Annotated in this window: 24 protein-coding genes and 1 tRNA gene; 12 read left to right on the plus strand and 13 right to left on the minus strand. The window is 52.9% G+C overall.

Annotated elements, in window-relative coordinates:
- Window positions 1-119: 119 nt before the first annotated feature.
- The 4 genes from IU397_RS20025 to IU397_RS20040 form a co-directional block, all read right to left on the minus strand.
- The gene (locus IU397_RS20025; protein WP_204417130.1) at window positions 120-1,805 is read right to left on the minus strand and encodes a TniQ family protein; all 1,686 of its coding nucleotides are present in this window, start codon (window positions 1,803-1,805) and stop codon (window positions 120-122) included.
- A gap of 744 nt (window positions 1,806-2,549) precedes the next feature.
- Window positions 2,550-3,113 carry a metallophosphoesterase gene (locus tag IU397_RS20030; protein ID WP_204417132.1) on the minus strand — a complete coding sequence of 188 codons (564 nt, stop codon included), beginning with the start codon at window positions 3,111-3,113 and terminating at the stop codon, window positions 2,550-2,552.
- A 44-nt stretch (window positions 3,114-3,157) separates the two neighbouring features.
- Entirely contained in the window at window positions 3,158-3,997 is an 840-nt protein-coding gene (locus tag IU397_RS20035) for a hypothetical protein (RefSeq protein ID WP_204417134.1), read from the minus strand.
- Window positions 3,997-4,359, minus strand: a complete 363-nt coding sequence (locus IU397_RS20040) for a hypothetical protein (RefSeq protein WP_204417136.1) — start codon at window positions 4,357-4,359, stop codon at window positions 3,997-3,999. The genes IU397_RS20035 and IU397_RS20040 overlap by 1 nt, the downstream gene beginning before the upstream one ends.
- A 95-nt stretch (window positions 4,360-4,454) precedes the next feature.
- Between IU397_RS20040 and IU397_RS20045 the strand changes: the two genes are divergently transcribed.
- The 3 genes from IU397_RS20045 (at window position 4,455) to IU397_RS20055 (ending at window position 6,964) form a co-directional block, all read left to right on the plus strand.
- On the plus strand, window positions 4,455-4,688 hold the full coding sequence (locus tag IU397_RS20045; protein WP_204417137.1) for a helix-turn-helix domain-containing protein: 234 nt from the start codon (window positions 4,455-4,457) through the stop codon (window positions 4,686-4,688).
- 190 nt (window positions 4,689-4,878) lie between these two features.
- Complete coding sequence (locus tag IU397_RS20050) at window positions 4,879-5,751, plus strand: site-specific integrase (protein WP_204417138.1); 873 nt, start codon at window positions 4,879-4,881, stop codon at window positions 5,749-5,751.
- Window positions 5,752-5,761: 10 nt separating this feature from the next.
- Window positions 5,762-6,964: an IS91 family transposase gene (locus IU397_RS20055; protein ID WP_204417139.1), complete on the plus strand. Its 1,203-nt coding sequence runs from the start codon at window positions 5,762-5,764 to the stop codon at window positions 6,962-6,964.
- Between the two features lie 334 nt (window positions 6,965-7,298).
- Here the strand turns inward: IU397_RS20055 and IU397_RS20060 are convergent, their stop codons facing one another.
- Together IU397_RS20060 and IU397_RS20065 are read right to left on the minus strand one after the other, a co-directional pair.
- Window positions 7,299-8,453: an MFS transporter gene (locus IU397_RS20060; protein ID WP_204417140.1), complete on the minus strand. Its 1,155-nt coding sequence runs from the start codon at window positions 8,451-8,453 to the stop codon at window positions 7,299-7,301.
- Between the two features lie 9 nt (window positions 8,454-8,462).
- Window positions 8,463-9,020: an NADPH-dependent FMN reductase gene (locus IU397_RS20065; RefSeq protein WP_204417141.1), complete on the minus strand. Its 558-nt coding sequence runs from the start codon at window positions 9,018-9,020 to the stop codon at window positions 8,463-8,465.
- Between the two features lie 108 nt (window positions 9,021-9,128).
- Here IU397_RS20065 and IU397_RS20070 point away from each other — a divergent pair, with 108 nt between their 5' ends.
- The 5 genes from IU397_RS20070 to IU397_RS20090 all read left to right on the plus strand — a co-directional run bounded on the left by IU397_RS20070 (window position 9,129) and on the right by IU397_RS20090 (window position 13,043).
- Window positions 9,129-9,989 (plus strand): LysR family transcriptional regulator, encoded by an 861-nt coding sequence (locus IU397_RS20070; protein WP_204417142.1) that lies wholly within the window; start codon window positions 9,129-9,131, stop codon window positions 9,987-9,989.
- 105 nt (window positions 9,990-10,094) lie between these two features.
- On the plus strand, window positions 10,095-10,970 hold the full coding sequence (locus IU397_RS20075) for an NmrA/HSCARG family protein (protein ID WP_204417143.1): 876 nt from the start codon (window positions 10,095-10,097) through the stop codon (window positions 10,968-10,970).
- A 60-nt stretch (window positions 10,971-11,030) separates the two neighbouring features.
- Window positions 11,031-11,588: a DUF924 family protein gene (locus IU397_RS20080; RefSeq protein WP_204417145.1), complete on the plus strand. Its 558-nt coding sequence runs from the start codon at window positions 11,031-11,033 to the stop codon at window positions 11,586-11,588.
- Window positions 11,585-12,046 (plus strand): SgcJ/EcaC family oxidoreductase, encoded by a 462-nt coding sequence (locus IU397_RS20085; RefSeq protein WP_204417147.1) that lies wholly within the window; start codon window positions 11,585-11,587, stop codon window positions 12,044-12,046. Before IU397_RS20080 ends, IU397_RS20085 begins: the two co-directional genes overlap by 4 nt.
- Window positions 12,047-12,056: 10 nt before the next feature.
- Window positions 12,057-13,043 (plus strand): glutathione S-transferase family protein, encoded by a 987-nt coding sequence (locus IU397_RS20090; RefSeq protein ID WP_204417149.1) that lies wholly within the window; start codon window positions 12,057-12,059, stop codon window positions 13,041-13,043.
- 237 nt (window positions 13,044-13,280) lie between these two features.
- Here the strand turns inward: IU397_RS20090 and IU397_RS24020 are convergent, their stop codons facing one another.
- From IU397_RS24020 to IU397_RS20100, 3 genes are read right to left on the minus strand one after another with little or no spacing between them, the layout of a single operon-like run.
- Complete coding sequence (locus tag IU397_RS24020; protein WP_370541740.1) at window positions 13,281-13,730, minus strand: DUF6527 family protein; 450 nt, start codon at window positions 13,728-13,730, stop codon at window positions 13,281-13,283.
- Complete coding sequence (locus tag IU397_RS20095) at window positions 13,727-14,908, minus strand: ThiF family adenylyltransferase (protein ID WP_204417151.1); 1,182 nt, start codon at window positions 14,906-14,908, stop codon at window positions 13,727-13,729. Before IU397_RS20095 ends, IU397_RS24020 begins: the two co-directional genes overlap by 4 nt.
- Window positions 14,883-15,542, minus strand: coding sequence for a multiubiquitin domain-containing protein (locus tag IU397_RS20100; protein ID WP_204417153.1), 660 nt, complete (start codon window positions 15,540-15,542; stop codon window positions 14,883-14,885). Before IU397_RS20100 ends, IU397_RS20095 begins: the two co-directional genes overlap by 26 nt.
- Window positions 15,543-15,736: 194 nt before the next feature.
- Between IU397_RS20100 and IU397_RS20105 the strand changes: the two genes are divergently transcribed.
- From IU397_RS20105 to IU397_RS20120, 4 genes are all read left to right on the plus strand, one after another.
- Complete coding sequence (locus tag IU397_RS20105; RefSeq protein ID WP_204417154.1) at window positions 15,737-16,051, plus strand: hypothetical protein; 315 nt, start codon at window positions 15,737-15,739, stop codon at window positions 16,049-16,051.
- Window positions 16,051-17,214 (plus strand): ImmA/IrrE family metallo-endopeptidase, encoded by a 1,164-nt coding sequence (locus IU397_RS20110; RefSeq protein ID WP_204417156.1) that lies wholly within the window; start codon window positions 16,051-16,053, stop codon window positions 17,212-17,214. The genes IU397_RS20105 and IU397_RS20110 overlap by 1 nt, the downstream gene beginning before the upstream one ends.
- Window positions 17,215-17,496: 282 nt before the next feature.
- A complete protein-coding gene (locus tag IU397_RS20115) occupies window positions 17,497-18,216 on the plus strand; it encodes a uracil-DNA glycosylase (RefSeq protein WP_204417158.1) in 720 nt (239 codons plus the stop codon).
- A gap of 162 nt (window positions 18,217-18,378) precedes the next feature.
- Window positions 18,379-18,933 (plus strand): ATP-binding protein, encoded by a 555-nt coding sequence (locus IU397_RS20120; RefSeq protein WP_204417160.1) that lies wholly within the window; start codon window positions 18,379-18,381, stop codon window positions 18,931-18,933.
- Here the strand turns inward: IU397_RS20120 and IU397_RS20125 are convergent.
- From IU397_RS20125 to IU397_RS20140, 4 genes are all read right to left on the minus strand, one after another.
- Entirely contained in the window at window positions 18,892-19,353 is a 462-nt protein-coding gene (locus IU397_RS20125; protein ID WP_204417162.1) for a hypothetical protein, read from the minus strand. The genes IU397_RS20120 and IU397_RS20125 overlap by 42 nt on opposite strands.
- Window positions 19,350-20,327: an ImmA/IrrE family metallo-endopeptidase gene (locus tag IU397_RS20130; RefSeq protein ID WP_204417164.1), complete on the minus strand. Its 978-nt coding sequence runs from the start codon at window positions 20,325-20,327 to the stop codon at window positions 19,350-19,352. Before IU397_RS20130 ends, IU397_RS20125 begins: the two co-directional genes overlap by 4 nt.
- Window positions 20,324-21,619, minus strand: a complete 1,296-nt coding sequence (locus IU397_RS20135; protein WP_204417166.1) for a thymidylate synthase — start codon at window positions 21,617-21,619, stop codon at window positions 20,324-20,326. The genes IU397_RS20130 and IU397_RS20135 overlap by 4 nt, the downstream gene beginning before the upstream one ends.
- Window positions 21,620-22,023: 404 nt before the next feature.
- Window positions 22,024-22,099: transfer RNA gene (locus IU397_RS20140), tRNA-Lys, on the minus strand.
- Window positions 22,100-22,164 lie beyond the last annotated feature (65 nt).

The following is a 22,164-nucleotide window of genomic DNA, read 5'->3' on the forward strand; positions in this document are numbered from 1 at the left end:
AACCACCGTCCGCACACAAGCCTCGCTGGTATGACGCCAGCCGAATATGCTAACCGGTCAAAGGAAGACCAAAACCTGAACAGAGCTAACCTAAATTAGCGGACTCTAAGGGGAGCAGGTCACCCAGCTTGAAAAGACATCATTCCTAGAGTCGTGTACTGCGCCAAAAAATCACTGACATCTTCGAAGCGAATGAGTGCGGTCGGCTTGCGGGACCGGTGATGCTTAACGCGTTCCGAATTTAAAAGGCCTTCATCTACGACAAACTTGAGGGTGCTCGTGTTGATACGCAGAAACGGTCGAACTTTATGCTTATAGATCCCGTTTGGCGGTTCTGATTGCAGCAGATCGAGAATTTCATCACGATTGACGAAAAAGTCTGAGAGAGAGGGCGTTCTGTTGGCAAAGCAAAGCGACTTGGCTTTGCCAGCCAGACACAGCTCCAAGATATCAACCAAATTTTGTTTTACACGAATGCTCACCTCGGATAGCGCCAAAGACCCCTTTGGTGGCCTTGTGACATAGGCGGCTTGTTTGCGGATTTTGGAAAGAAAAGAACCGATATCGTCAGGGTGAAATATCGGCGCTAAACCTTCGATTGCGAAGCGTGGCCGAATGAACCCTCCAGCCAAGAATTTGTTGATGTAGGTCTCGTTTATGCCCAGTTCGTCTGCCATCGTTTTTTGGTTTATGCACTGAGAGAACTCTTCGAACTTCTTGCCGTATTTCTTCACATCTATGAGTATCTGCGCATAAGCAGTGTCGGTGCCAAACCCGAGGTCACGAGCCAATAATCTAGTGCGCAAATGATCAATCTTGTACTTTTTTGCTGCCGATGCAGCCCTCATGAATTTCTGTTCTTCACAGGCGCGGCCGAGGAACTGTTCACCAACTTCGAAAGGATAGTTTTCGAAAGCAAATTTACACAGAAGCTCGACTATGGGTTGGTATCGTTCCTTGGTCCAGTCAACCAAAGCGAACCAACGAGAGAAAGCGCCAAAGTCTGAATGGAAGCCTGGTAGCCGGCTAGATGACGTACGATGAATTTCGTCGAACGCCGCTAAAATCCTAGCAGGCCCATCATAAACGGCCGCAAAACCCGCACGGAAAGCCTGTAGTCTATCAGCGTCAGACATCTTTGTTGAGAAAGCGTATTGACCAAAAACCATTACGATTCCTAGCCTTTCCGAAACTTCAACAATGGTGCTCACGGCCAAGCCGTCGACCCATAGACTGCTAGACCTTGCGTTAAAACGTTCTGAAAGATACTTCTCAAACGCGTAGTTTGCTTTGCCGTTGCGAACCATGGTTGCTCGCGCAGCAATTGCTGACCAATGATCCGTTACTCGTTTCTGAAAGTCGAAACAGGAACGCCGATCATCTGTCGCGGGCAATGTGTAGATGTGGACCCCGTGTTTGTGGCAAGTTCGGTAGGTTTTGACCTGCCATTCAACTCGTCCAATCGGCGCTCCCTTTGCCGCATCCTCCACTACACAACGAGCACAAACTCTTGTCTCATATTGTACCAGCAATTTCCTCGTTACCTGCTGGCCTGAAAGCATGTAGTCAAGCGCGCCGATCAAAATGTTCCCCGCGTTTGTGAGGTCCTCAGTCCGTACACCCGATAGCTCGGATAGTTTTTGCAGCTGTTCCTTTCGGCCTCGACGTAAAGAACACCAAGAAAGCCCGACGTCTTTGCAAAAATCGGAAACAGAAACGATGCCGTTAGCGACCGCCAGATGAGATACGTACGAGATCAGGGTTTCGCCCGAACGAAGCGGGACAGTGATGGGCAATTGTGACATCAACTCATCCCTATGAGCCGACTAACATAGCGGCGCAGCCTTACACGTGAACGTCGACCCCTCACGCGGGATCGACAATTGATTTGGTTTAAGGCGCGCGTAGATATCACGCGTTGGGCTCTGACGGCCATTTCCTGGCTCCTTCAAACATGGTTGATTGATCGCCCACTGCGTCGACCGCAGGCGATTACTTGACTTCATGTTCGAAAAAGGAGACCTTGATCACAGGTGGCGGATCTAGGTCTGCTTTTTCGAGGGCTTGGTAGTTGGCGCTACCGAGCCTTCTCTTTTTCAGAGATGCTGTTTTATGACATCATGCGTCCTCCTGTGTTTTGTACCGTGCAGGCCAAATCTTGGACGGATCGGTGTTCAGGCGAAGAGCAATCTCTGCCTCGACACGTTTTGATACGTTCCATCCTTGACTGACTTTTGTGACGAAACCGGCGGTCCACCTAGCTCATCAGCAACGTCCTTTAGAGACGAACCTGCTTCTTTCAGTCGCAATCTCGTTGCTTTGTGGCGCTCGATGTCGAAATCCATTTCTTCGCCCCCCAGCGAGATATTGGGTCAACTGTAAACATCGAATCAGAATAAGGTGAAATGAGCAACCCTTAAAAATCCCCTAAGATATTGAAATTAATACGTCTTTGTCACTTTTGAAATGAAAGTGACACAACCGATCTGCTATCCACTTGGAAGCAAATGATTTTTGCCATCTTGTCTGTATCAAAAAACCCACAGATTTCATTGTAGCGAACCACGCTCTACATCCGGCCAATGCTTGTTTTGCGGAAGCAACGCAGCTTGCCTCGCAATTTGTTCAAAAGATATTGGCATGAACTCCCATTGATCCACGCCAACATTGACCGCGTTTCGCGAGCCTTTCCACCTATCATGGACATGCCCAAACATCTGCAGGCCACCCTTTCGAGCACCGTTCCAAGTGATCATGGGATAGTGGCAAAGCGTATGCATCAATCCATCTTTGCCGTCTTTGACTTGAGCCATCTCCGCAACGCTGTCCCACGGCAGTGCTTGGGTCAATTCATCATCGTGGTTGCCGACAATCAGGTGTTTACGGGCACCGGGCAACTGTCCAAACAAGCCTTCCAAATAGCTACTCTCTTTCGCCTTGGGACCATATGCAAAATCACCAACGATCCATAGGTCGTCCTCGGGCCGGACTTTTGACCACAGGTTCTCGATCAACACTGCATCCATATGCCCGACATCCCGAAAGGGACGCCCGCAAAGGGAAATAACCTTTTGATGGCCGAAATGGGTGTCAGCAGTGTACCAGTTAGCCATGGTGAACTCCAAAATATCAGACGCAGTTCATAGGTGGCTCTGAGTCACAGGTCCATATCTGAAGGTTCGACGTTGTCAGAGAGTGCCGCTTTGATCTGGGCGTCAACGGCGGCAGTGTGCCGCCGGTCGAGATCATAATCATAGAGGGCAAAATGCACCTCCGACATGGGCGACCCACCCTGATATGTTACAATAAACAAAGCCGTGCAGCCCGGCATCTTTGGCTGGCGGCGTAGTTCGTTAAAGCGATATCCAACTTCACCGCCTGTTGTCGCACAGGGCCGATAACGAAATGCTTTTATGTTGCCGTCACCAGGATCATGCTCGATCGTTTGTTCCGCTACGTTGTCTAAATCGGAGATGAAGCCGTCAGTTCCCCAAGCATATGTCAGCCGCATCGTCGGTCCGTTCACCTCGACGCGGGACGGTTGACCATATTGTTCTGCTATTTGAGCGCGTAGAGCCGCCGGTTCGGGAAGGTTATCGCTCTCGGTCCGTATACTGCGGGTGATGGCGATGATACGCCTGTCCATTGCTTCTGTTGCAAGCTGGAGGAAGATGCTGCCATAGGCATCACCTCTCAGCCGCGTGTTGGTATCGACACCGGCGGTCAGCAGGTGGTCGATGAAGGTAGTTTGAAAGTCTTGACCGTTTGGGGACTGAACGCGGATTTGGACTTCTTGAGGCACAAGTTCGATTGCCATGCGCTCTTCAAATATAGTTTGGCTGTCGTCTGGAGAGTCGCCGGGTTGTACATTGAAGATGGCATACGGGTATGGCCGTTCACTTGGATCAACCGTTGTTTCTAGAACATCTTCTGCAACTGCCCGAAACGGAACGAACAACAGAGGCAAGGCGAGATGTTTGATACCTAGCGGGTCCATCACTCTGGTTCCATCTGGTTCGGTTTTGAAGAGGTAGAGGCGCTGATCGCAGCCTCACCGAGTTCTGGATGGATTAGGCAAAGACGCGTGATGCGCTCGGCGTTGCGGAGGTTTCGCTCTCCACCTGCCTCTACCTGCATCCGTGCAACACGGAAATAGAATTGCATGTCGGACAAACTCTGAATTCGCTGGCAGGCTTGAGCCGGCGTGACGTCACTTTCGCTGAGCCAGATGCTGTTGGCGTTGGGGTCAGCTTCGGAGGCGGCAAACGGCTGCGCCATCGCGAACACACCACGGTCAACCACGGCGCTGATTGGCTGAGCGCCCGCCAAGATGGCCGGGTCCACTTGTTGCTTGTTCATTTGCCTGCCTCCGAGATTAAAAAAATCATGACTATAGTCAAAACAATGACTATAGTCATTAGATTGCTTGATCAAGCTCGCCGATAAACTGGCTGATGGAGCGCAGAAACGAACGACTTATTTCATCTTTTGCCACAGCGCTGCGCCGCCGCCGCAAAGCTGCGGGGCTTTCGCAAGAGGAACTCGCGTTTAAAACCGATCTTTCGACGAGCTATATTTCTCTACTTGAGACAAAAAATCGGCAACCAACTCTGACGGTTTTGGCGGCTATCTGTGAGCAGCTAGATGTCTCGATGGGCGATTTTATAACTGATATTGAGTCGACTTAGCGGTCGTTCGCTGCGGTGACGCAATGCAGATACTGGCCAACTAACGCTCTGCGGGACAAGGACGAAACCGCTCTCGCGGTATTGGCGCTTACGGCGGATGTTGTGCGCTGATGTAAGCGGCGTGGATTTTGCGAACTGACGCACCTGTTTGACGATTGGGACCTTCTCAATCTGATGACAGGAGGTTCCGATGACGGACCAAGATGTACCTGCGCTGCGTCAGCGTTTCCTAGAAGACATGCGGATCAAGGGACTGCAGCCCAAGACGCAGACGATGTATTTGCGGGCGATGCGCGACTTCACGCGGTTTCTGGGGCACTCGCCCGATGCCGCGACGCCGGAGGAACTGCGCGCCTTTCAACTCGACATGAAGGAGAAGGGCGTCGGCGCACCGACCTTCAACAACCGGCTGACGGTGCTGAGCTTCTTCTTTTCGACGAGTTGCCCGCGCCCGGATATGAAGGGGCACATGCGTTATCAGCGGGCAGCGAAGAAGATACCTATTGTGCTGAGCGCCGAGGAGGTCGCGCGCATTCTCGAAGCAGCACCTGGGCCGGGTCTGCGGTATCGAGCTGCGTTCAGCGTTGCCTATGGCGGCGGGCTCAGGGCAAGCGAGGTCACCCATCTCAAGGTCGGCGATATCGACAGCGATCGGATGCTGATCCGTGTCGAGCAGGGTAAGGGTCGCAAGGATCGGCATGTGATGCTGTCGCCGATCCTGCTGGAGCTTCTGCGCGACTACTACCGCGAGGCGCGACCCGCGGGCTGGCTCTTTCCCGGCCGCAATCGGGTCGACCCGATCTCGACCCGGCAGTTCAACCGCGCGTTTGGGGTGGCCTGCGACTTCGCCGAGATCAAGAAGAAGGTGTCGCCTCACACCCTGCGGCACAGCTTTGCCACCCATTTGCTTGAGGGCGGGACTGACATAAGGGTGATCCAGGTCTTGCTGGGTCATGCCAAGCTGGAGACCACGACGGTTTACACCAAGGTGGCGACCAAGACGATCCGGGACGTGACCAGTCCGCTCGATCTGCTGGTGAGACGAGAGGCGGCACCCGGCTGATCCCAGTCCCATGCCCCGCCCAAAGCTGGAGGTCGCGGATATCTTCCGCGCCCATGGTGCTGCATATCGACGGCAACATGACGGGCATCTGAACCTTCCCCAATTGAAGGTAATGTCCGCGATCAAGACCTGCCGAACCGCTGCGCTCGGCGGGCATGTGGCAGCCTGCACCAAGTGTGGTTATGAGCACATCGCCTATAACTCGTGCCGCAATCGGCACTGCCCGAAGTGCCAGGGGTCAACCGCCAAGGGCTGGATGCAGGCTCGCATGGAGGACCTGTTGCCGGCGGAATACTTCCATGTGGTCTTCACCTTGCCAGCCCAGATTGCCGACATTGCCTATCAGAACAAGGCGGCTGTCTACGGCCTCTTGTTCAAGGCGTCGACTGAGACGCTCCTGTCCATCGCGGCCGACCCAAAGCATCTCGGGGCCCGGATCGGCATGACGTCGGTGTTGCACACCTGGGGTTCGGCGATGACACACCATCCGCATGTGCACGTTGTCGTGCCGGGTGGCGGGCTGTCAGCGGATGGCACCCGCTGGATACGTTGCCGCCCGGGGTTCTTTCTGCCAGTCAAAGTCCTGTCTCGACTGTTCCGCCGCCTGTTCTTCGAAGGACTGATGAGGTTGCACCGGGTCGGCAAGCTGCGCTTCTTCGGCGATCTGGTGGGACTGGCAGACCCTGATAACTTCGCGGCCCACCTCGCGCCGCTGCGCAAAACCGACTGGGTCGTCTATGCCAAGCCACCCTTCGGCGGGCCCGAAGCCGTGCTGGCCTATCTCAGCCGCTATACCCACCGCGTCGCCATCTCGAACCACCGCCTGGTCAGCGCCGATGGCGACACCGTGGCCTTCCGCTGGAAAGACTATCGGATCAAGCGTGGTGACCGGATGAAGGTTATGCGCCTGCCCACGGATGAGTTCATCCGCCGCTTCCTGATCCATGTCCTGCCGCCCGGCTTCCACCGCATCCGCCACGCGGGGTTCCTGGCCAATGGCATCCGTCGCGACAGGATCGAGACGATCAGGCGCTTGCTCAATGCCGAGCCAGAGCCAGGGCAGACGTCGGATGAGGGTGCAACCGACGACTTTGACGACCCGAACACATTACAGCCTTGCCCGAAATGCGGCGGCACAATGATCGTCATCGACACCTTCACGCGCGGCCAAACCCCGAAATCCCGCGCACCGCCACGGGAGGAAGCTGCATGACCCACCGATCCCACCCGGCTCCACAGTGTCCAGGCGCCGGACCGATCAATGCGGTCGGCCCCACGATGTCGGTGGCGAGATGGGCCTTTGAAGGCCGAAAGAGAGCCCAAACGGCGCCATTGGACCATAACAGCCAACGCGTCCGCGCCAGACACGACCGACACGGCTGCTGATCCGGTCCTCGATCAACGCGCCGGTAACACGCAATCTCCATAGATGCGAAAGCCGCCCGCGCTTTCCTCCTTGTCAGGTTTGTCGCCGCTGCAGCTCACGCTGACAGCAGCCACAAACCTTAGACTTTGCAGACCTGAAGAATACCGAGATCAAGGTCCGGTTACCGTGCTTTCGCCATCAGCGCTGCAATGAATGCCACAAATGCAATCCCGGCCCCAAGGTACCCAAGGGCCGCAAAGCCGATTGAACCGACCACAAGACCACCAATGCCCGCTCCGATACCTTGTCCGAGATAGATAACGGACGTGTTGAGGGCGAGCGTCAGCGCGCTCTGCTTCGGGTCAGCCTGCACAAGCGCCTTCTCAATCGCTGGTGACGGCGCAATCAGTGTGGCGGAGGTCAGGAAGATCACAACTGCCACCATGGCGATGTTGAACCATGTGCCTGCATTGTCCGTGAGGAAAACAAAGCTCCAGGTTCCGAGGACCAATGCAAAAAGAAGATACATCACTCGCATGTTGGGAATGAACGCCCGGCGATCTGCGAGGATACTGCCGACAATGAGACCGCCTATGGAGCCAAAGCCGATGGCAGATTGCATCGCTCCAATACCCGCACCTTCTAGGCCGGTGGATGCGGTAATGATGGGGCCAAGATAGGCGATGATTGGATAGGCTGCGATGAAGGACGTGCCGATTAGGAACAACCCGAGCAGGACGACCGGTTTCTTCAGGACCGACCAGTCAGATTTTGGAGGCGTGTCGTCGACCATGCTGATCGGTACGAGAAACATGATAGCTGGTATCACAGCCAATGCTACGATGGCCGCGAATACGAATGTTGAACGCCACCCAAACGCGCTGCCGACGACAGTGCCAAGCGGGACACCGATGATAAATGCGATGGTAAGACCGGATAGGATGATGCCAAGCGCTTGCCCCTGGCGTTCTGCTGGAACGAGGCTTGCCCCGATCGCGCCCGCCATGGGCATTACGCCTGCCGAGACGATGGCGACGACCACCCGTGCGGCTAGGAAGCCTTCGAAGACGGGTAGAAATGCTGTGACGAGGTTGATGATCGAGACCCCGGCGAGCGATGCGATCAGCACCTTTTTCCGCTCAAACCGTGACAGGGCGGTAACGACTAAAGGTGAGGCGATGGCACTGGTGATTGCAAAGGCAGCAATAAGCTGCCCTGCCGTTGAAACAGAAACGCCAAGATCGGCGGCGAGATCTGTGAGAAGTCCCGAAAACACATAGCTTTGAGTTCCAACAACAAAAGCGGCGAGCGCAAGGATGTAGATCGCAAGGGGCATGGTCGCGTCCTAGGCTGGAATGGTTTCAGAGGTGAGAAGAGCCAGCCCCTCGCGCAACCGACGCGCAAGCTCAGGGTCGGACAGGCTTTCGGTCACCTCATCGAATTTCTCCTGCCAGGGACCAACCGCGAAGTGCGCGCGGACGTCCCCGCCAAGATATGGTGCCGCCTCGACCGCTGTCGCCAAAACCGTACCACCTCCCCATTCGCCGCCGGAGGCGGACATAAACAGCGCAGGCTTGTTCTGCCAGACATTCACGTCGATCCGAGAAACCCAATCGAGGATATTCTTGAATGCGGTCGTGTAGCTGCCATTGTGTTCAGCGAATGATACGATTAGCACATCGGCAGCGGTAATTGCCTGCTTCAACGCGTAAGCCAGGGCTGGAATACCGATCTGCTCTTCGCGCCCAGGCGAATAGATCGGCATCTCGAACTGATTGAGGTCTAGGAACCGTACCCGCGAACCCTTGGAAATTTCGGATGTGAAGACCTGAGCTGCGTGGCGGGCCAGTCGGGCGTTGATCGAAGTTGTGCTGTTGCTGGCACCAAAAGCGAGGACGTGCATGGCGGACTCCAAAAATTCTGTAAATCTCTGGTCCTAGATCTATTGCTGCACTAAAGTTGAATAGATACCGAAACGCGCAGGGGATGCGCACAAATGCGACATGCCTGAATGGACAACTGGAACGAAATCCGCACTGCCGCCTATGTCGCCCGTCTTGGAACCATCAGCGCGGCCTCAACCGCTCTTGGGGTCCATCGCGCGACAGTGACGCGGCACGTCGATGCGCTTGAAGCGTTGCTGGGTGCGCGTCTTTTTCAGCGCCACGCGCGCGGCTTCACGCCGACCGAGCTCGGGCAAGAGCTTCTGCGGATTGCCGATGCGACCGATATCCAGTTCGGTGAGTTGCACCGGATCGCGCGCGGGACTGCCGATGATGTGAGCGGGACAGTCACCGTAACGTCCCTTGATGTGCTGGTGCCCTTCGTGCTGCCGATGCTTGCGCGGGTCCAGGCGGAGCATCCAGCCTTGACTGTTGACCTGGTGAGCAGCGACCGCGTGTTGAAACTGGAATATGGCGAGGCCGCCTTGGCATTTCGGATTGGCCGTAAACCAGACCATCCCGATAATGTGGTGATCAAGGCAGGAACAATTGAAATCGGCCTCTACGCCGCCCCGGCTTATGCTGAGGTCTTCGGTCTCCCTGAATCCGCCGACGACTACGCCGCGCATCGTTTTGTCGGCCCTGACGATGAGACGCCCCGTACACCGTACTTCGAATGGTTAAAGGAAGCTTTGCCGCTCGACGCGATGACCTTCCGAAGCAACAACGTCGCGAGTTCATTCGAGGCTGTGAAGGCAGGTCTAGGCATCGGTTTCCTGCCTAAACATGTGGCAAAGGCAACGGGCTGCCAAGTAATCTGCGACCCGGTATCGGACTGGCATGAGGATGTCTGGGCCGTCACTCATGTGGACCTTCACCGCAGCTCCAAAGTGCAGGCTCTCTTGAGTGGCATCCGACAAAAAACCTGAAACCTATGTCACTTAAATGCGCATCAGCTGCGCATTTGGTGATCTGTTCCGCATAAGCGCAACACCCCACTTCTCGGTCAACGCAATCAAACTGAGGAGTATTCCATGTCAGAGTCCCCCAAAATCTATGACCGTCCTATCGTTGTCTCCGGTGCGACAGGCAAACAGGGAGGTGCCGTTGCCAAGCATCTGCTGGCGCATGGTCACCCGGTCCGCGCGCTGACCCGCAGCCCGGACAAGCCTGCCGCGCAGGCGCTGGCAGAGGCAGGTGCCGAGGTCGTGAAAGCCGACCTCGAAGACCGAACTTCGCTTGATGCGGCCCTCAAAGGTGCAGCGGGCCTTTACTCCGTTCAGGATTTTCTGGAAGCGGGCGTCGAAGCCGAGGAACGTCAGGGCAAAACACTGACGGAAGCCGCTGCCGCTTCCGACATCGAGCACATCGTCTACACAGGCGCGTCTACGATGGACCGGAACACCGGCGTGCCGCATCTCGATAGCAAGTGGAATGTCGAAATGGCGATCCGCAATTCTGGCAAGCCCTGGACCGTATTCCGTCCGGCCGCCTTCATGGATAACTGGGAATGGGAGCGCGAAAGCATCGCCGAGAGTGGTGCGATCCACTATCCGATGCGGCCCGACATGCCCTACGCCCAGATCGCATGCGATGATATCGGCCGCATGGTGACGCTGGCGTTCGAACAGCCCGGCATGTGGGCGAACAAGGCGTCTCCGATTACGGGTGACATTTCCACCATGAAAGAGGTTGCCGCGACGCTTGGACAGGTGATGGGGCGCGACGTGGCCTACAACCAGGTCAGTTACGACGAAGCCGAGAAGGCGATGGGCGAGGAGCTGATGCTTATGTTCAAATCCTTTGATGACATCGGCATGGACGGCAGCCCTTATAACCTGCGGCGATGGCTTGGTGAGGTTACTGACTTTGAAACCTATCTGCGCAATGCAGGGTGGGGCCAAGACTAAAATCATTGACGGGCGCGGCGGCTCTAGGGCCGTCCGCCCTGTGTCACTAGGATTTTCAAAATGACCGCGACCGCTCAAGATGTGCTGCAATTCTGGTTCGCCAAAGGCATGGCCCGCAACTGGTTTGGTGGTGGTGATGCGTTTGATGCCGCAGTGAAAGAGCGGTTCGGTGCGACACTCGAAGCAGCGGCCGTAGGCCAACTGGACGACTGGAGGGAGACGGTGGATGGCCGGTTAGCCCTCGTGATTGTCCTCGACCAGTTCAGCCGCAACATCCATCGCGGCGAAGCGGCAACCTATGACAATGATCCCGCTGGTCTTGCCTTGGCAAAACACGCCCTGCGCATGGGGGATGACCTATGGCTGAAGACCTATCGCCCGGACGACTGGCGGACGTTTCTATATCTGCCCTTCATGCACAGCGAAAACCTCGAAGATCAACGCCGCTGCCTTGAGCTGTATCAGATGCATGGCCCAGATCATGGCGTAGCACACGCGCGGCATCACCTCGACATCGTCGCGCGGTTCGGGCGGTTTCCGCACCGGAACGCAATTCTGGGCCGCGACAGCACCCCCGAAGAGGTTGCCTTCATGGCGGTAAAGGAGATTGCAGGATGAACCGCACCTACGAGACAGGCGATGAGGTGACCCGCGCCTTTTTCGACGCGTGGAACGCGCAGGACCTCGATTGGCTCGCCGATTTATTCGTGGAGGATGCCGATTTTGTGAATGTTGTCGGCTTTTGGTGGACCACGCGCCGTCAAATCCGCAAGGCGCACGACTACGGGTTTCGCAAAATTTTCCGGGACGCGCGCGTTGAGATCATCGCCCTGAAGTCGCGGCCCTTGGGCAAGGATGTGGAGGTCATTCACACCGTCTCGACCCTTGACGGGCAGAACGATGAACACGGCGTCACGGCAGGTCAGCGCATCGCCGTCATTACAATCGTCGCGCACCGTCAGGCCGAGGGCGGTTTCCGCATCGTGAGCTGCCAGAATACTGACCGCGTGGATGGCGCGGACACCCATCTCAACACCGATGCGGGGTTTCGCCCGGCATCCTACCAGACAGATTAAGGAGACACCCATGGGCGTTCTCATTGAAGGCAAGTGGTATCCTGAGGGGTACGATACAGAAGTGGTTGATGGCGCGTTTCAGCGGACCATATCGAAATTCCGCAACTGGATTACGGCGGATGGCCTGGCAGGTTCGACAGGAGAGGGCGGGTTCGAGGCCGAGAGTGGACGCTACCACTTATACGTCTCCTACGCCTGTCCTTGGGCGCACCGCACACTGATTTTCCGCACCCTGAAAGGCTTGGAAGAGCACATTGATGTCTCCGTTGTCTCCCCGTTTCTGGGCGATGAAAGCTGGACGTTTGAACAAGACGCAGATGATACTACCGGCAACAGGCTGATGGGCCACAAGTACCTGCGCGACATCTACATTGCGTCGGAGCCGAAGGTGTCCGGACGTGTGACGGTTCCTGTCCTTTGGGACAAGCAGACCGGCAAAATCGTTTCCAATGAAAGTGCCGAGATTATCCGCATGTTCAACAGCGCATTCGATGGGATTACTGGAAACAAGACTGATTATTACCCCAATGGCTTGCGCGATCAGATTGACGCGATGAATGATCGGGTCTTCAGTGCGATCAACAACGGAGTCTATGCCGCTGGATTTGCAACGGCCCAATCCGCCTACAACGAGGCCGTTGCAGGGGTTTTCGACTTGCTGGACGAATTAGAAGAATTGCTTGCACGCCGACGATACCTGATCGGTGATGCCCTGACCGAGGCGGATTGGCGTTTGTTCACATCGCTGGTGCGCTTCGATCACGTCTATCACGGGCATTTCAAATGCAATCGCCGCAGGGTGATCGACTATCCCAACCTGACGGGTTGGCTGCGTGAATTGTACCAGATGCCTGGTATTGCCCAAACAGTGCGGCTCGATCACATCATCCCGCACTATTATACAAGCCACGATTGGATCAATCCGAGCCGGGTGGTGGCTGTCGGGCCGGAGACGACGCTTGGTCAGTTATCGCAGCGCGATCAACTTAATGCGTAGCCACATCACCAGAGCCGACATTCGATGCGTCGCCTAAGTGTAGTCGGTGTAAGCTCAGAGCGGTCGTAAGCCGCGTGGGGAACGAATGGCTGCTTCAGTGATTGTTGCGAAATTTATGATTTCTGCAACGGCAAGGCACTAGCATCAAAATTAGGCAATTGGGCTGGTGCACATATCAGGCGCCTAGCTACCTTGCGTAGCAGCTGTTAGTGCAACGCCGCGATAGAACGTCCGAGCTTATCTGAATCTGCCTCTAATCCAACGCAATGACTGTCCTAACCAGTTGGGTTGGACTGGGTTACGCTCAAGTTTGTCTGGCTGATCTGGAAAGCTATCGACGGCTTTGATCGTGCGGCCTCTCTTACGTACTAAGTCCCGCTGACGGCCCTTTTTGATTTGTTCATCACTCCATTGACCTGCCCAAACGATTTTGTTGTTCTTGATAACGTAGTGCGACTGGCAAGGCAGGGACCAACTTCCAATCGACGGCCTCACGGTTATGGATTTTCCATTGTAAGTCAGATTCCAGTCATTTGGGGAAAGTGGTGTCACAACTTTGCGCCCGCAGCCACATGCGCACAGATGAAGCATGGTGCAATACTCTATGGATACATAGAGGACACCCGAATCCAGTTCCCTTGGCGCGTTCGTGACAAACTGAGGTTCTAAATGGGAAACAGCGTTCATGCTGCATCCTCATTCAGGATGTGATTATCGGCGACACGGAACAAGCTGAAAAGTTCGTGTTCAGTATCCCTGTAAAAGCCACACTCCTGCTTCCATTGAACAATCGCGAAACCGGCATTAATGGCATTCAGTTCGGCGATCTGAATATTTCGCGCATATTCGTTATTGCCAGGCGCAGCCTTCATTGGAATACGCTTACGATCGTGAACGTGTTGGCGGTTCTCCGGCGTGCTGGTCGTCGTTCTCAAAGTGGCCGTTAGTCCGTTTCTCACGAGATTGACCCCAATGCCAACATCAATGAATTTGGAGTCGAAGCTTTCAAGAGCCTGAACGATTGGCACTTTCGCCTCATTAGCGTCAATGCACAAAAACACCATGTCGAAGCCTTCCAGCTGTGCGACGTTTTCCTCCGTGATGTACTCATCGTGAGGAACAATTCCCCGGTGCATCTTGCCATATTTATCAGCCAGAAAACCTACCTTCGGCGGTCTCCCCATAATCTCTTCGATAGTTGCAGCACCTGGACAGCGGAAGGCAGTGTGTTGCTCAAAAATATCCCCGTCAAAAAGGTGGATCTCGTCGACGGGAGTCTTTGCAGCATAATCTAGGACGTATGATCCGGTGCCGCCCAGTCCGACGATGGCAATCGAACGCTTGGTGAGCTTCTGAGTTACTTCGCTAATGCCCACTCGTCCCGAAGCATTGTCAAAGTACTGAAACGGTGAGTCATCTGTGCTGCCTATGACACGAAAAGTGCGTGCCGTGCACTCAGGATCAAGCGCCGCAGCTTGGTTTGCCAAGATGGAAGCGTAAGTATGCATCTTTTCGTAGTAGTCGAGATAATATCCGCGCTTCGGTTTGCTCGAAAACCGATGATTGATTGCCCACTGCCCAGCCACATTCTCATTGCGGGTGGCGTTTCGAATACTCTCAAGCTGCTTACCGTGCGCGTCGCAAGGGTAGTCTCCAGAAAACATGATCACATGATCGGAGGGGCGCGCCACCTCACTGAATGAACCTGTGAGAGGCGAGATAAGTGTACCGCGTTTGATTTCTCGCGCACTCGTAACATATGGCACGTTACACATGATCAAATGGTTATGCTCAATGCTGACCTCGTAGCCATCATCGATCAGACGGGCGACATCGGCCCTAAGATTTGTCGGTTTCTGATACATCGAAAATCATCCCCTTTTTGAGTTTGACGGATTCACCTGCAATCAGAGAGCCTTCGGGCTTGTTGCCTGGACCCTTGCGATAGCTGACGGTGTATTCTGTGTTTGGCGTCACTTCAGTATTCGGGAATGCCAGTTTGGCGAGTTCCTCGAACGAAAACCGCCCAGGCTCGACGTACTCTTCCACTGTGTTGGTGACGATGCAGATTTTTTCCATCGGTTTGGAGATGATCCGCTCAGCGCCTTTTGCTTTGAGACGCACGACATCGTCATCCTCGATTGGGCGATCACCTTCGCTGTCCAAAATCAGCTGATGATCGTCGGGGATGCCGCCATACGCACGGATATCAGAAGCCGAGATTTCGCTGGCACCCCATTCGAACCCACGTTCGTTGATAGTGAGCGAGAATACCCGGTCAGACTCAAATGAAAGGAAACATGGTGGTTCATCCTGGTTGAGATCAACCGCCTCGTCCAACCCGATTGACTGGCTGGTACCCTGCCCGATTTTGATCAAGACATAATTGCTTGCGGGTGCAAGCCCTGCTGATTGACGGATTTGGCGGCCGGAGAGGACCACGTCGATAGATTCGAAGGCGCTACCATCGACTTTGTAAGCTGCGTTGTTGCTGGCCATGCCTATTTTCCCTTCGGGTTTATCTGGCTCATTCATGTCGCCGAATCGTGCCCGAATGGGTTGTATTCATTGACTTTGCGTATTTGTTCCCATATTGGGTACACATTCATAACTGACTCGGCGGAGCCTCAGAGTCAAGAACGAATGTTCCCATTTTGGGAGCTTTTTTGATTTCTGGTCCTGGAGGGGCTCAAATGCAGGTTTTAGGACTGGATGAAATCGAGTGTTTTCTTGCGGGCTGCAGCGATCCGCACACCCGCGAAGCGCTGAAAGCCTTGGTGTTTGAGCTCAAACATCGCACCTGGCCGGACGCAGAAGCACTTATGAAAGACTACCCACAAGCAGAATTATGTGAATTGCCGAAAGCGAGGTTTCGATTGGCCAACAACACAGTCCTAGTTGAAGGTATGATACATTTCGAAAGTGGCGTTCTGCTGCTGAAAAAGTGTATCGAACACCGCGATCGACGCCCTGATTCTGGAGATCATACGGAATGGGAGGCCGCGTGATGATTAAACCTATAAAGAACAAACTAGACCATCAAACAGCAAAGGAACGTATGGAAGAGCTTATCTTGTTGTCAGACGACAAGGACGTATCGGACGAAATCGAAGTGCTCGCTGCTGTCATAGAAAAGTACGAGCGTAACCACATCATGACAGAGGCACCTTCAGCGCTGGCAGCAATAAAACTTCGGATGGAACAGAGAAATCTGACAGCGCGCGATCTGGAGCCTTACATTGGTTCTCGCGCCCGTGTGTCCGAGGTTCTTTCGGGCAAGCGCAAACTCTCTATGGATATGGTGCGCGCACTGCACGCTGGATTGGCGATTCCGTACGAGTCTTTGATGAAGAAGGAAGAGATCGGATCGACTATGGCGGTAGAAGTAAGCCAACCGGTTCTGACTAAACTAAAAGAGCTCGGCTTTGATCTGAATATGAAGGATATTGGAGGCTTTCTACGTTCCGCTTTTGGGCCAAATTTTGTTCCAGCGCTGAACAGAAGGACCAGGACACAACGTGCAAGTGGAAAGACCGATCTGAATGCTCTGTTGGTCTGGCAAGCGGCTGTGTTGACAAAAGCTGATCAGAATCCGCCCATTGGTAATTTCTCTAAAGAGCTCATTGATAAGAATTTCTTGCGATCTATCGCGAAACTAAGCACGCACCCCCAAGGCCCGCTAAGAGCAATCAACGAACTTTCCAAGCAGGGCATTATCGTGGTTATCTTTCCCTTGTTACCAGGCACGTTCCTTGATGGCGCTGTGATGTTGCTCAAGGGCAAGACGCCGGTGATTGGGCTTACTTTGCGTCACGACAGGATTGATAATTTCTGGTTCACTCTACTCCATGAGCTGTCTCATTTGGCAAAACACTTCCAAATACTGTCTACTTCGGATCATGTCTTTTTTGACGAGCTCGACGTTGAAACAGACGATGAGATCGAGGCCGAAGCAGATTCTCTAGCGAAGAGGAGCTTGATCCCTACTAAGTTTGCAAGTGTCTGCCGAAAGAAATTTGCGCGGACCGAAGAGATTGAAAGCGTAAGTGAGCAGGCTGGCGTTCATGTATCTATCGTGGCCGGTCGTTGGCAGAAAGAGAATGGGGACTACAAAAAGTTCTCACGTCTGATCGAGAGGAATATAGTGCGAGACATGTTGCGAAGCGCTTAGGGTAGACAGCATTCCGTGCAGACAGATGTGCAATGACTTGTCTGGTTAGGTCTGGACACCGAACGGCACCACCGATGTCGAGATCGTCAATCACCATTGAATGGGCACGATAATGAACTTGGTAGTAGAACCAATGCACCCCGGTGAAGTCCTCAAAGAGCTTTATCTTGATCCCTTGGACATCCGGGCGATCGCCTTTGCGCGACGTCTGGATGTGCTTCGGATGCGCATCGAAGGGCTGATCAGGGGCACGATTGGGATAGTCGTGTCAGGAACTTTTCCATGAGTGTTGATCAATTTATTGCCCGCCTGCGGGAAACCGGCGTGAACTGCAATATCGCTAATCCTTACAATTGCTTTGTCGAAAACATTGATCAGACAGCTGAGGCATGCTGTCAACGAAATCTACAACTCTCCGCATATCTGAAACATCGCCTGGAGTCAGCGCGGTTTATTCTAATTGCCGAGGCACCAGGGTTTCAAGGCGCAAGGTTTACGGGAGTTGCTATGACGAGTGAACGCCTCTTATCTAATGCGCAAGGTTTTGTTACTGAACGAGATATTCTTGGCCAAGAAGGGCTATTTTCGCGCACAAGCCATGCAAACGCATGCCGAAATCAGGCAGAAAGGCAGCTCGGATTTACGGAGCCTACAGCTAGCATTGTTTGGCGTGCAATAATGGAGGGACATCGAGCCGATGAAGTTGTGCTTTGGAACACGTTCCCATTTCATCCTTATCGGGGAGACTATCCCTTAACCAACCGGAAGCCTACTTTGGAAGAAATAAATTACCATGCGGGTATTTTGGCGGATCTGAGAGGTCTATTCCGCGCAAACTGTCGGGTAGTCGCGATTGGCAACGTCGCAAGGGATCATCTGAACCATTTGAACGTTGACGCTACACATATCCGACATCCTGCAAACGGTGGCGCTCCCGATTTCAGAAGGGATATAGAAAAACTTTTTATTCGAGCTGAATGTCAGCGCAAAATCCGTAAATAGGAGGTTCTCCCAAATTATCCATACAGTTTCCGTGGTAGAATATAGGGATATTGGTAGACAGAAGAAGTGTAAGAAAGCCCCCAGACGGCGTTGTTTTTCTTTACAAAAGTCTTGTCATAGGTGTCTATAGTTTTGGGTTTACCTTTTTGTCTGGAGACATCCATGAAATTAGCTTTGTCAGGTGCACATGGAACGGGCAAGACGACGCTGGTTGAGAGTGTTAAAAAAACTCTCGCCGCGACCCACAAGATCGAAACCTGCAGGGAAGTGCCCCGTGTTATCGGGGACATTGCTGATGATCGCGAGTTCTTTCGCAGAGGGCATAATACCTTGCTTCGACAGTGCACAATCTTTCTGTACCAAGTTATTGAAGACCATATGGTTGAGAGTTCAGCAGAAGTTGTGATTTCTGATCGGACAATGGTTGATCATCTAGCATACACCGAAGTGCTATTTCCAGAATTCAAAGAAACAACAGAGTACAAAGTAGTCTCAAGAGCCGTGGGCGTTTGGTTACAAACGTACGACCAAGTCGTGAAAGTTCCAATTGAGTTTACGGTGGAAGACGACGGAACAAGAGAAGCTGATTTAGCATTTCAAAGGAGCGTCGACGAGAAGATTGATGAATTATACTTAGGCTTTGGCGTCAAGCCTTCATCGGTTACTGGGAGTGTTTCAGAGAGAACTGACCAAGTAGTTGGACTGATCGGAACATAAGCAGTCATCTACAAACTGTTGGATGATAAAGTCCATTTCCTCTTCATCGGAGTAAGTTTGAACCTTCAGACCGCTGGTATCCAATAGACCTTCGATGAACCGAGAATAAGCCTTGCCCTCGATCACAAGTGGTAGGATTTTTTTACCCATGCTCATGGCAATCGCGATCTCCGCGCCGACCCCCAATGAAGGCTCGTTTAAGAACACTACCAATGCTTCTGATTTCTTTATCTCATCGAGGTCGCTCTTGAAGACAGATCCACTGTTTATGTCGCTATTTTGTTCAGGGTCTGTCTTGGTGTGGGGCACGTAAGGCGTGCCTCCAGACTTAGAGACTGAAAGAGCAGCGTTTTCATAAACGATTCGAGCAATACTGAGGTCCGCAGACCCTTGCAGAGCCCCTGAGATATAGAACTTCATGAATTTGCTCCAAAAAGACGATCATCAAATTTGCCAGGCGGCGCGCAGGCGATTAACAGGCCTCTGCCGTCCTGCGAGTCACCAAATGCCCTAGAATCGTTAAGAAATGAAGGGCGTTTTGTACCGTGCGACCATTCTACCACCTTAGAGTCCATGCGCCTAACTCGTTTACCAAGGATCAGCTCTATGGGCAGGATTCCGTCTTCTTCGATGTGTTCAAAGCCCAGCGGGCGATTTCCAACTCGAATGTGTTTCATTGTGCATCCGACCGGGAGCCAGGTGTCATTAAGTCCACCAGTGTATCTTGAAAATACCGATGAGACACGGAGTTCATTACTATCGCGAGCATTGCGCTTATACTTCTTCAGCAGGATCAAGCCGCCCTCAGGAACTAGGTCAGCAATGCTCCAAAACATCGAGCTCATCGATACGTCAAATAGATCGGTAAGCTCTCTAACCGTTTTTTGGGAGAAGGGTCGATTTCTGATTGCTTTGGTTAACTCACTCCTTGGAATGAGAAGCTGAGATGCTCCGAAGTCACACAGATCTTCAACGAAATCGTAAGCCTCTGAACTGCTATTCGCTAGATCAACCACGCGTGCGCCAACCGCTCTGATTAAAATAATATGTGCAAACTCGTGTGCAATGGAGAACCTCCAGCGCCTCGACCTTCCGCTTTCCCCCTTAAAACGAGCCTTTGGAATTGCAAGCTGGACCTTCCCACCTTTCAGCTGGATGGCAGCCTCTTCTTTGCCGACGGGCAAGCTTTCATACGCAAACTCGACATCCAACATATCGAGCAGAGGCTTAACTCTGTAAGGTGGCTTCGTCTGTCCGGATTCTTTCAAAAGTGACGTGCAGAGCCGCCTCATCGAGCTTTTTGAATTTTCCCCGCCAGTTTTTGCGTTCAACGCCTGATCAATGGCCTTAATGATCAACTGAGGGCTAGCTTCGCTAGAGGAGTTGAATGTCATTCGTCACCATCACCGATGTCCTTCAAAGCGCTTCTGAATTCATCTCTTGAAATCTCAACGTCGTCGCTTCTCGCGGCTAGCTTTGACGTGTATCTTTCTTGCAATTTGAAGATTGTTGCGGTGGGTACTTTTTTGCCGCTTTCACCTTCATGATCCAGGATATTTTTTTGGAGAGACTTGCTTGTCTTAGTGTCGTGAAAGAGGACAATATTGTCTGATCCTAAAAGTGTGGCGGTAGCGCTGAAAGCGGCTTCATCCAGTGTTTTCTCAGGTTTAACCTCCCAAGCGACGAGATGAGCCAACTCTGGGTTCATCGCCGATTTCAACTCATCCAAACCGGTCTCCGAACATTTGCGGCGCGCAACCGTCACCAACAATGAGAACGCAAACTGTCGCCAATAGACAGAAAAATCATCTTTAATTCTGTCTATCCAGTCAGCAACTGCGTGATCCGAGATCGCTTCCGATTTGTGGCGTAGATCAGCTTCAAATTCGACAAGTCTTTTAACCTCCTCTAGTGGCTTTGGGTTGACCGGCATCTTGTCCATCGGCGTCGAATGCTTGGTTCCGCCGTCATTAGCGATGGCTACTGAAAGCGGCTTCATGTTGTCGTAGATATGCATTGACGCCGCATAGTGTTTTAACGGCCCCATCGTGACACCGCATTCCGAAGTGATAACTTCGGCCAACAAAGAGAATTCAAAAATATTGAAAGGTAAAAGTATTGTAGCGTTGTTGGATCTCATCACAATCTGGGTGTGAAGTTGATCGTTGCGGATATGAAAAAACATCCCGAAAGCACACGGAACGTCTTTTGAGTCCCTTGTTGTGTCAGTTGGTTGATAAATGGAAATCGCCGCGCGCCGAGAGTTCGGATCTTTCTTTAGTCTATCAATCACGCCTTGCAGTTGGTCAATTCCCGGAAACGCGTACCTGATCCGTGCACCATATGATGAGCCAGGAACGATAATTCCGTCATCTGAGAAATCGGCCACTTTCTCTTGATAAAACTTGATGTCAGCTAACCTGTTATTGCCGGAAATCATCCACACAAACCGAGCAACAGCAACTGGTAGATCGAGTTTCATCTTTTCATTGAAAACGATGCGATCCAGTGGATCGGTAAGCTCAATTGAGTAGCCTAAGCTCTCAGTTGTCTTATTTTGGACCTTTGCGGCACCTGTGGAAACGCTTCCTGATTCTGGGCTAACTAGTATATCCCTCATTACCTGTCGAAACATTGCGTCTGCACTACCGTGTGATCCGCCGGGCTCTGTAAAATAGTCACTCATCAAACTACCTCCTCAATCATTCTGCTGATCTTCCTGATGCATTGAACTTTAGGCATTTCGGCCCAACGGTCGATCATTCACTTTTAGCTCATTACCCGTCGTTTGGCTACGCGGTCTTACTGTGTCACTTTCCTATGGGAAACCCGTCTGGAGGCAGGCAATCCTGACGTCGATAGCAGCGATCCAGTATCTGACCTATTTTGACCAATCTGACACCTCCGAGTGTCTCACGTCAGCGCATATCAACCTAAGAATTCGCCGGGATTGTCCCGACTACTCCAAAGCAAAGGGATAGTTCAATGTCAGTCTCAAGAAGACGTCGGAAGCTGACCTTTAGGGCAGATCTGCAAGCTTATGCTTCAAATCTGCACTCTTATGGTCTAATGACATCACATTATGAACAGTGGTGAGCCGTGCAGGGTTCGAACCTGCGACCCACTGATTAAAAGTCAGTTGCTCTACCAACTGAGCTAACGGCCCACATTTTTGCGGAGATATCAAACTCCGCGCTCTTCTTCACGTCGAGCAGACTAGGTCGAGCAACC

This window comes from Actibacterium sp. 188UL27-1, from assembly GCF_016901225.1.
Taxonomy (GTDB): Bacteria; Pseudomonadota; Alphaproteobacteria; order Rhodobacterales; family Rhodobacteraceae; genus 188UL27-1.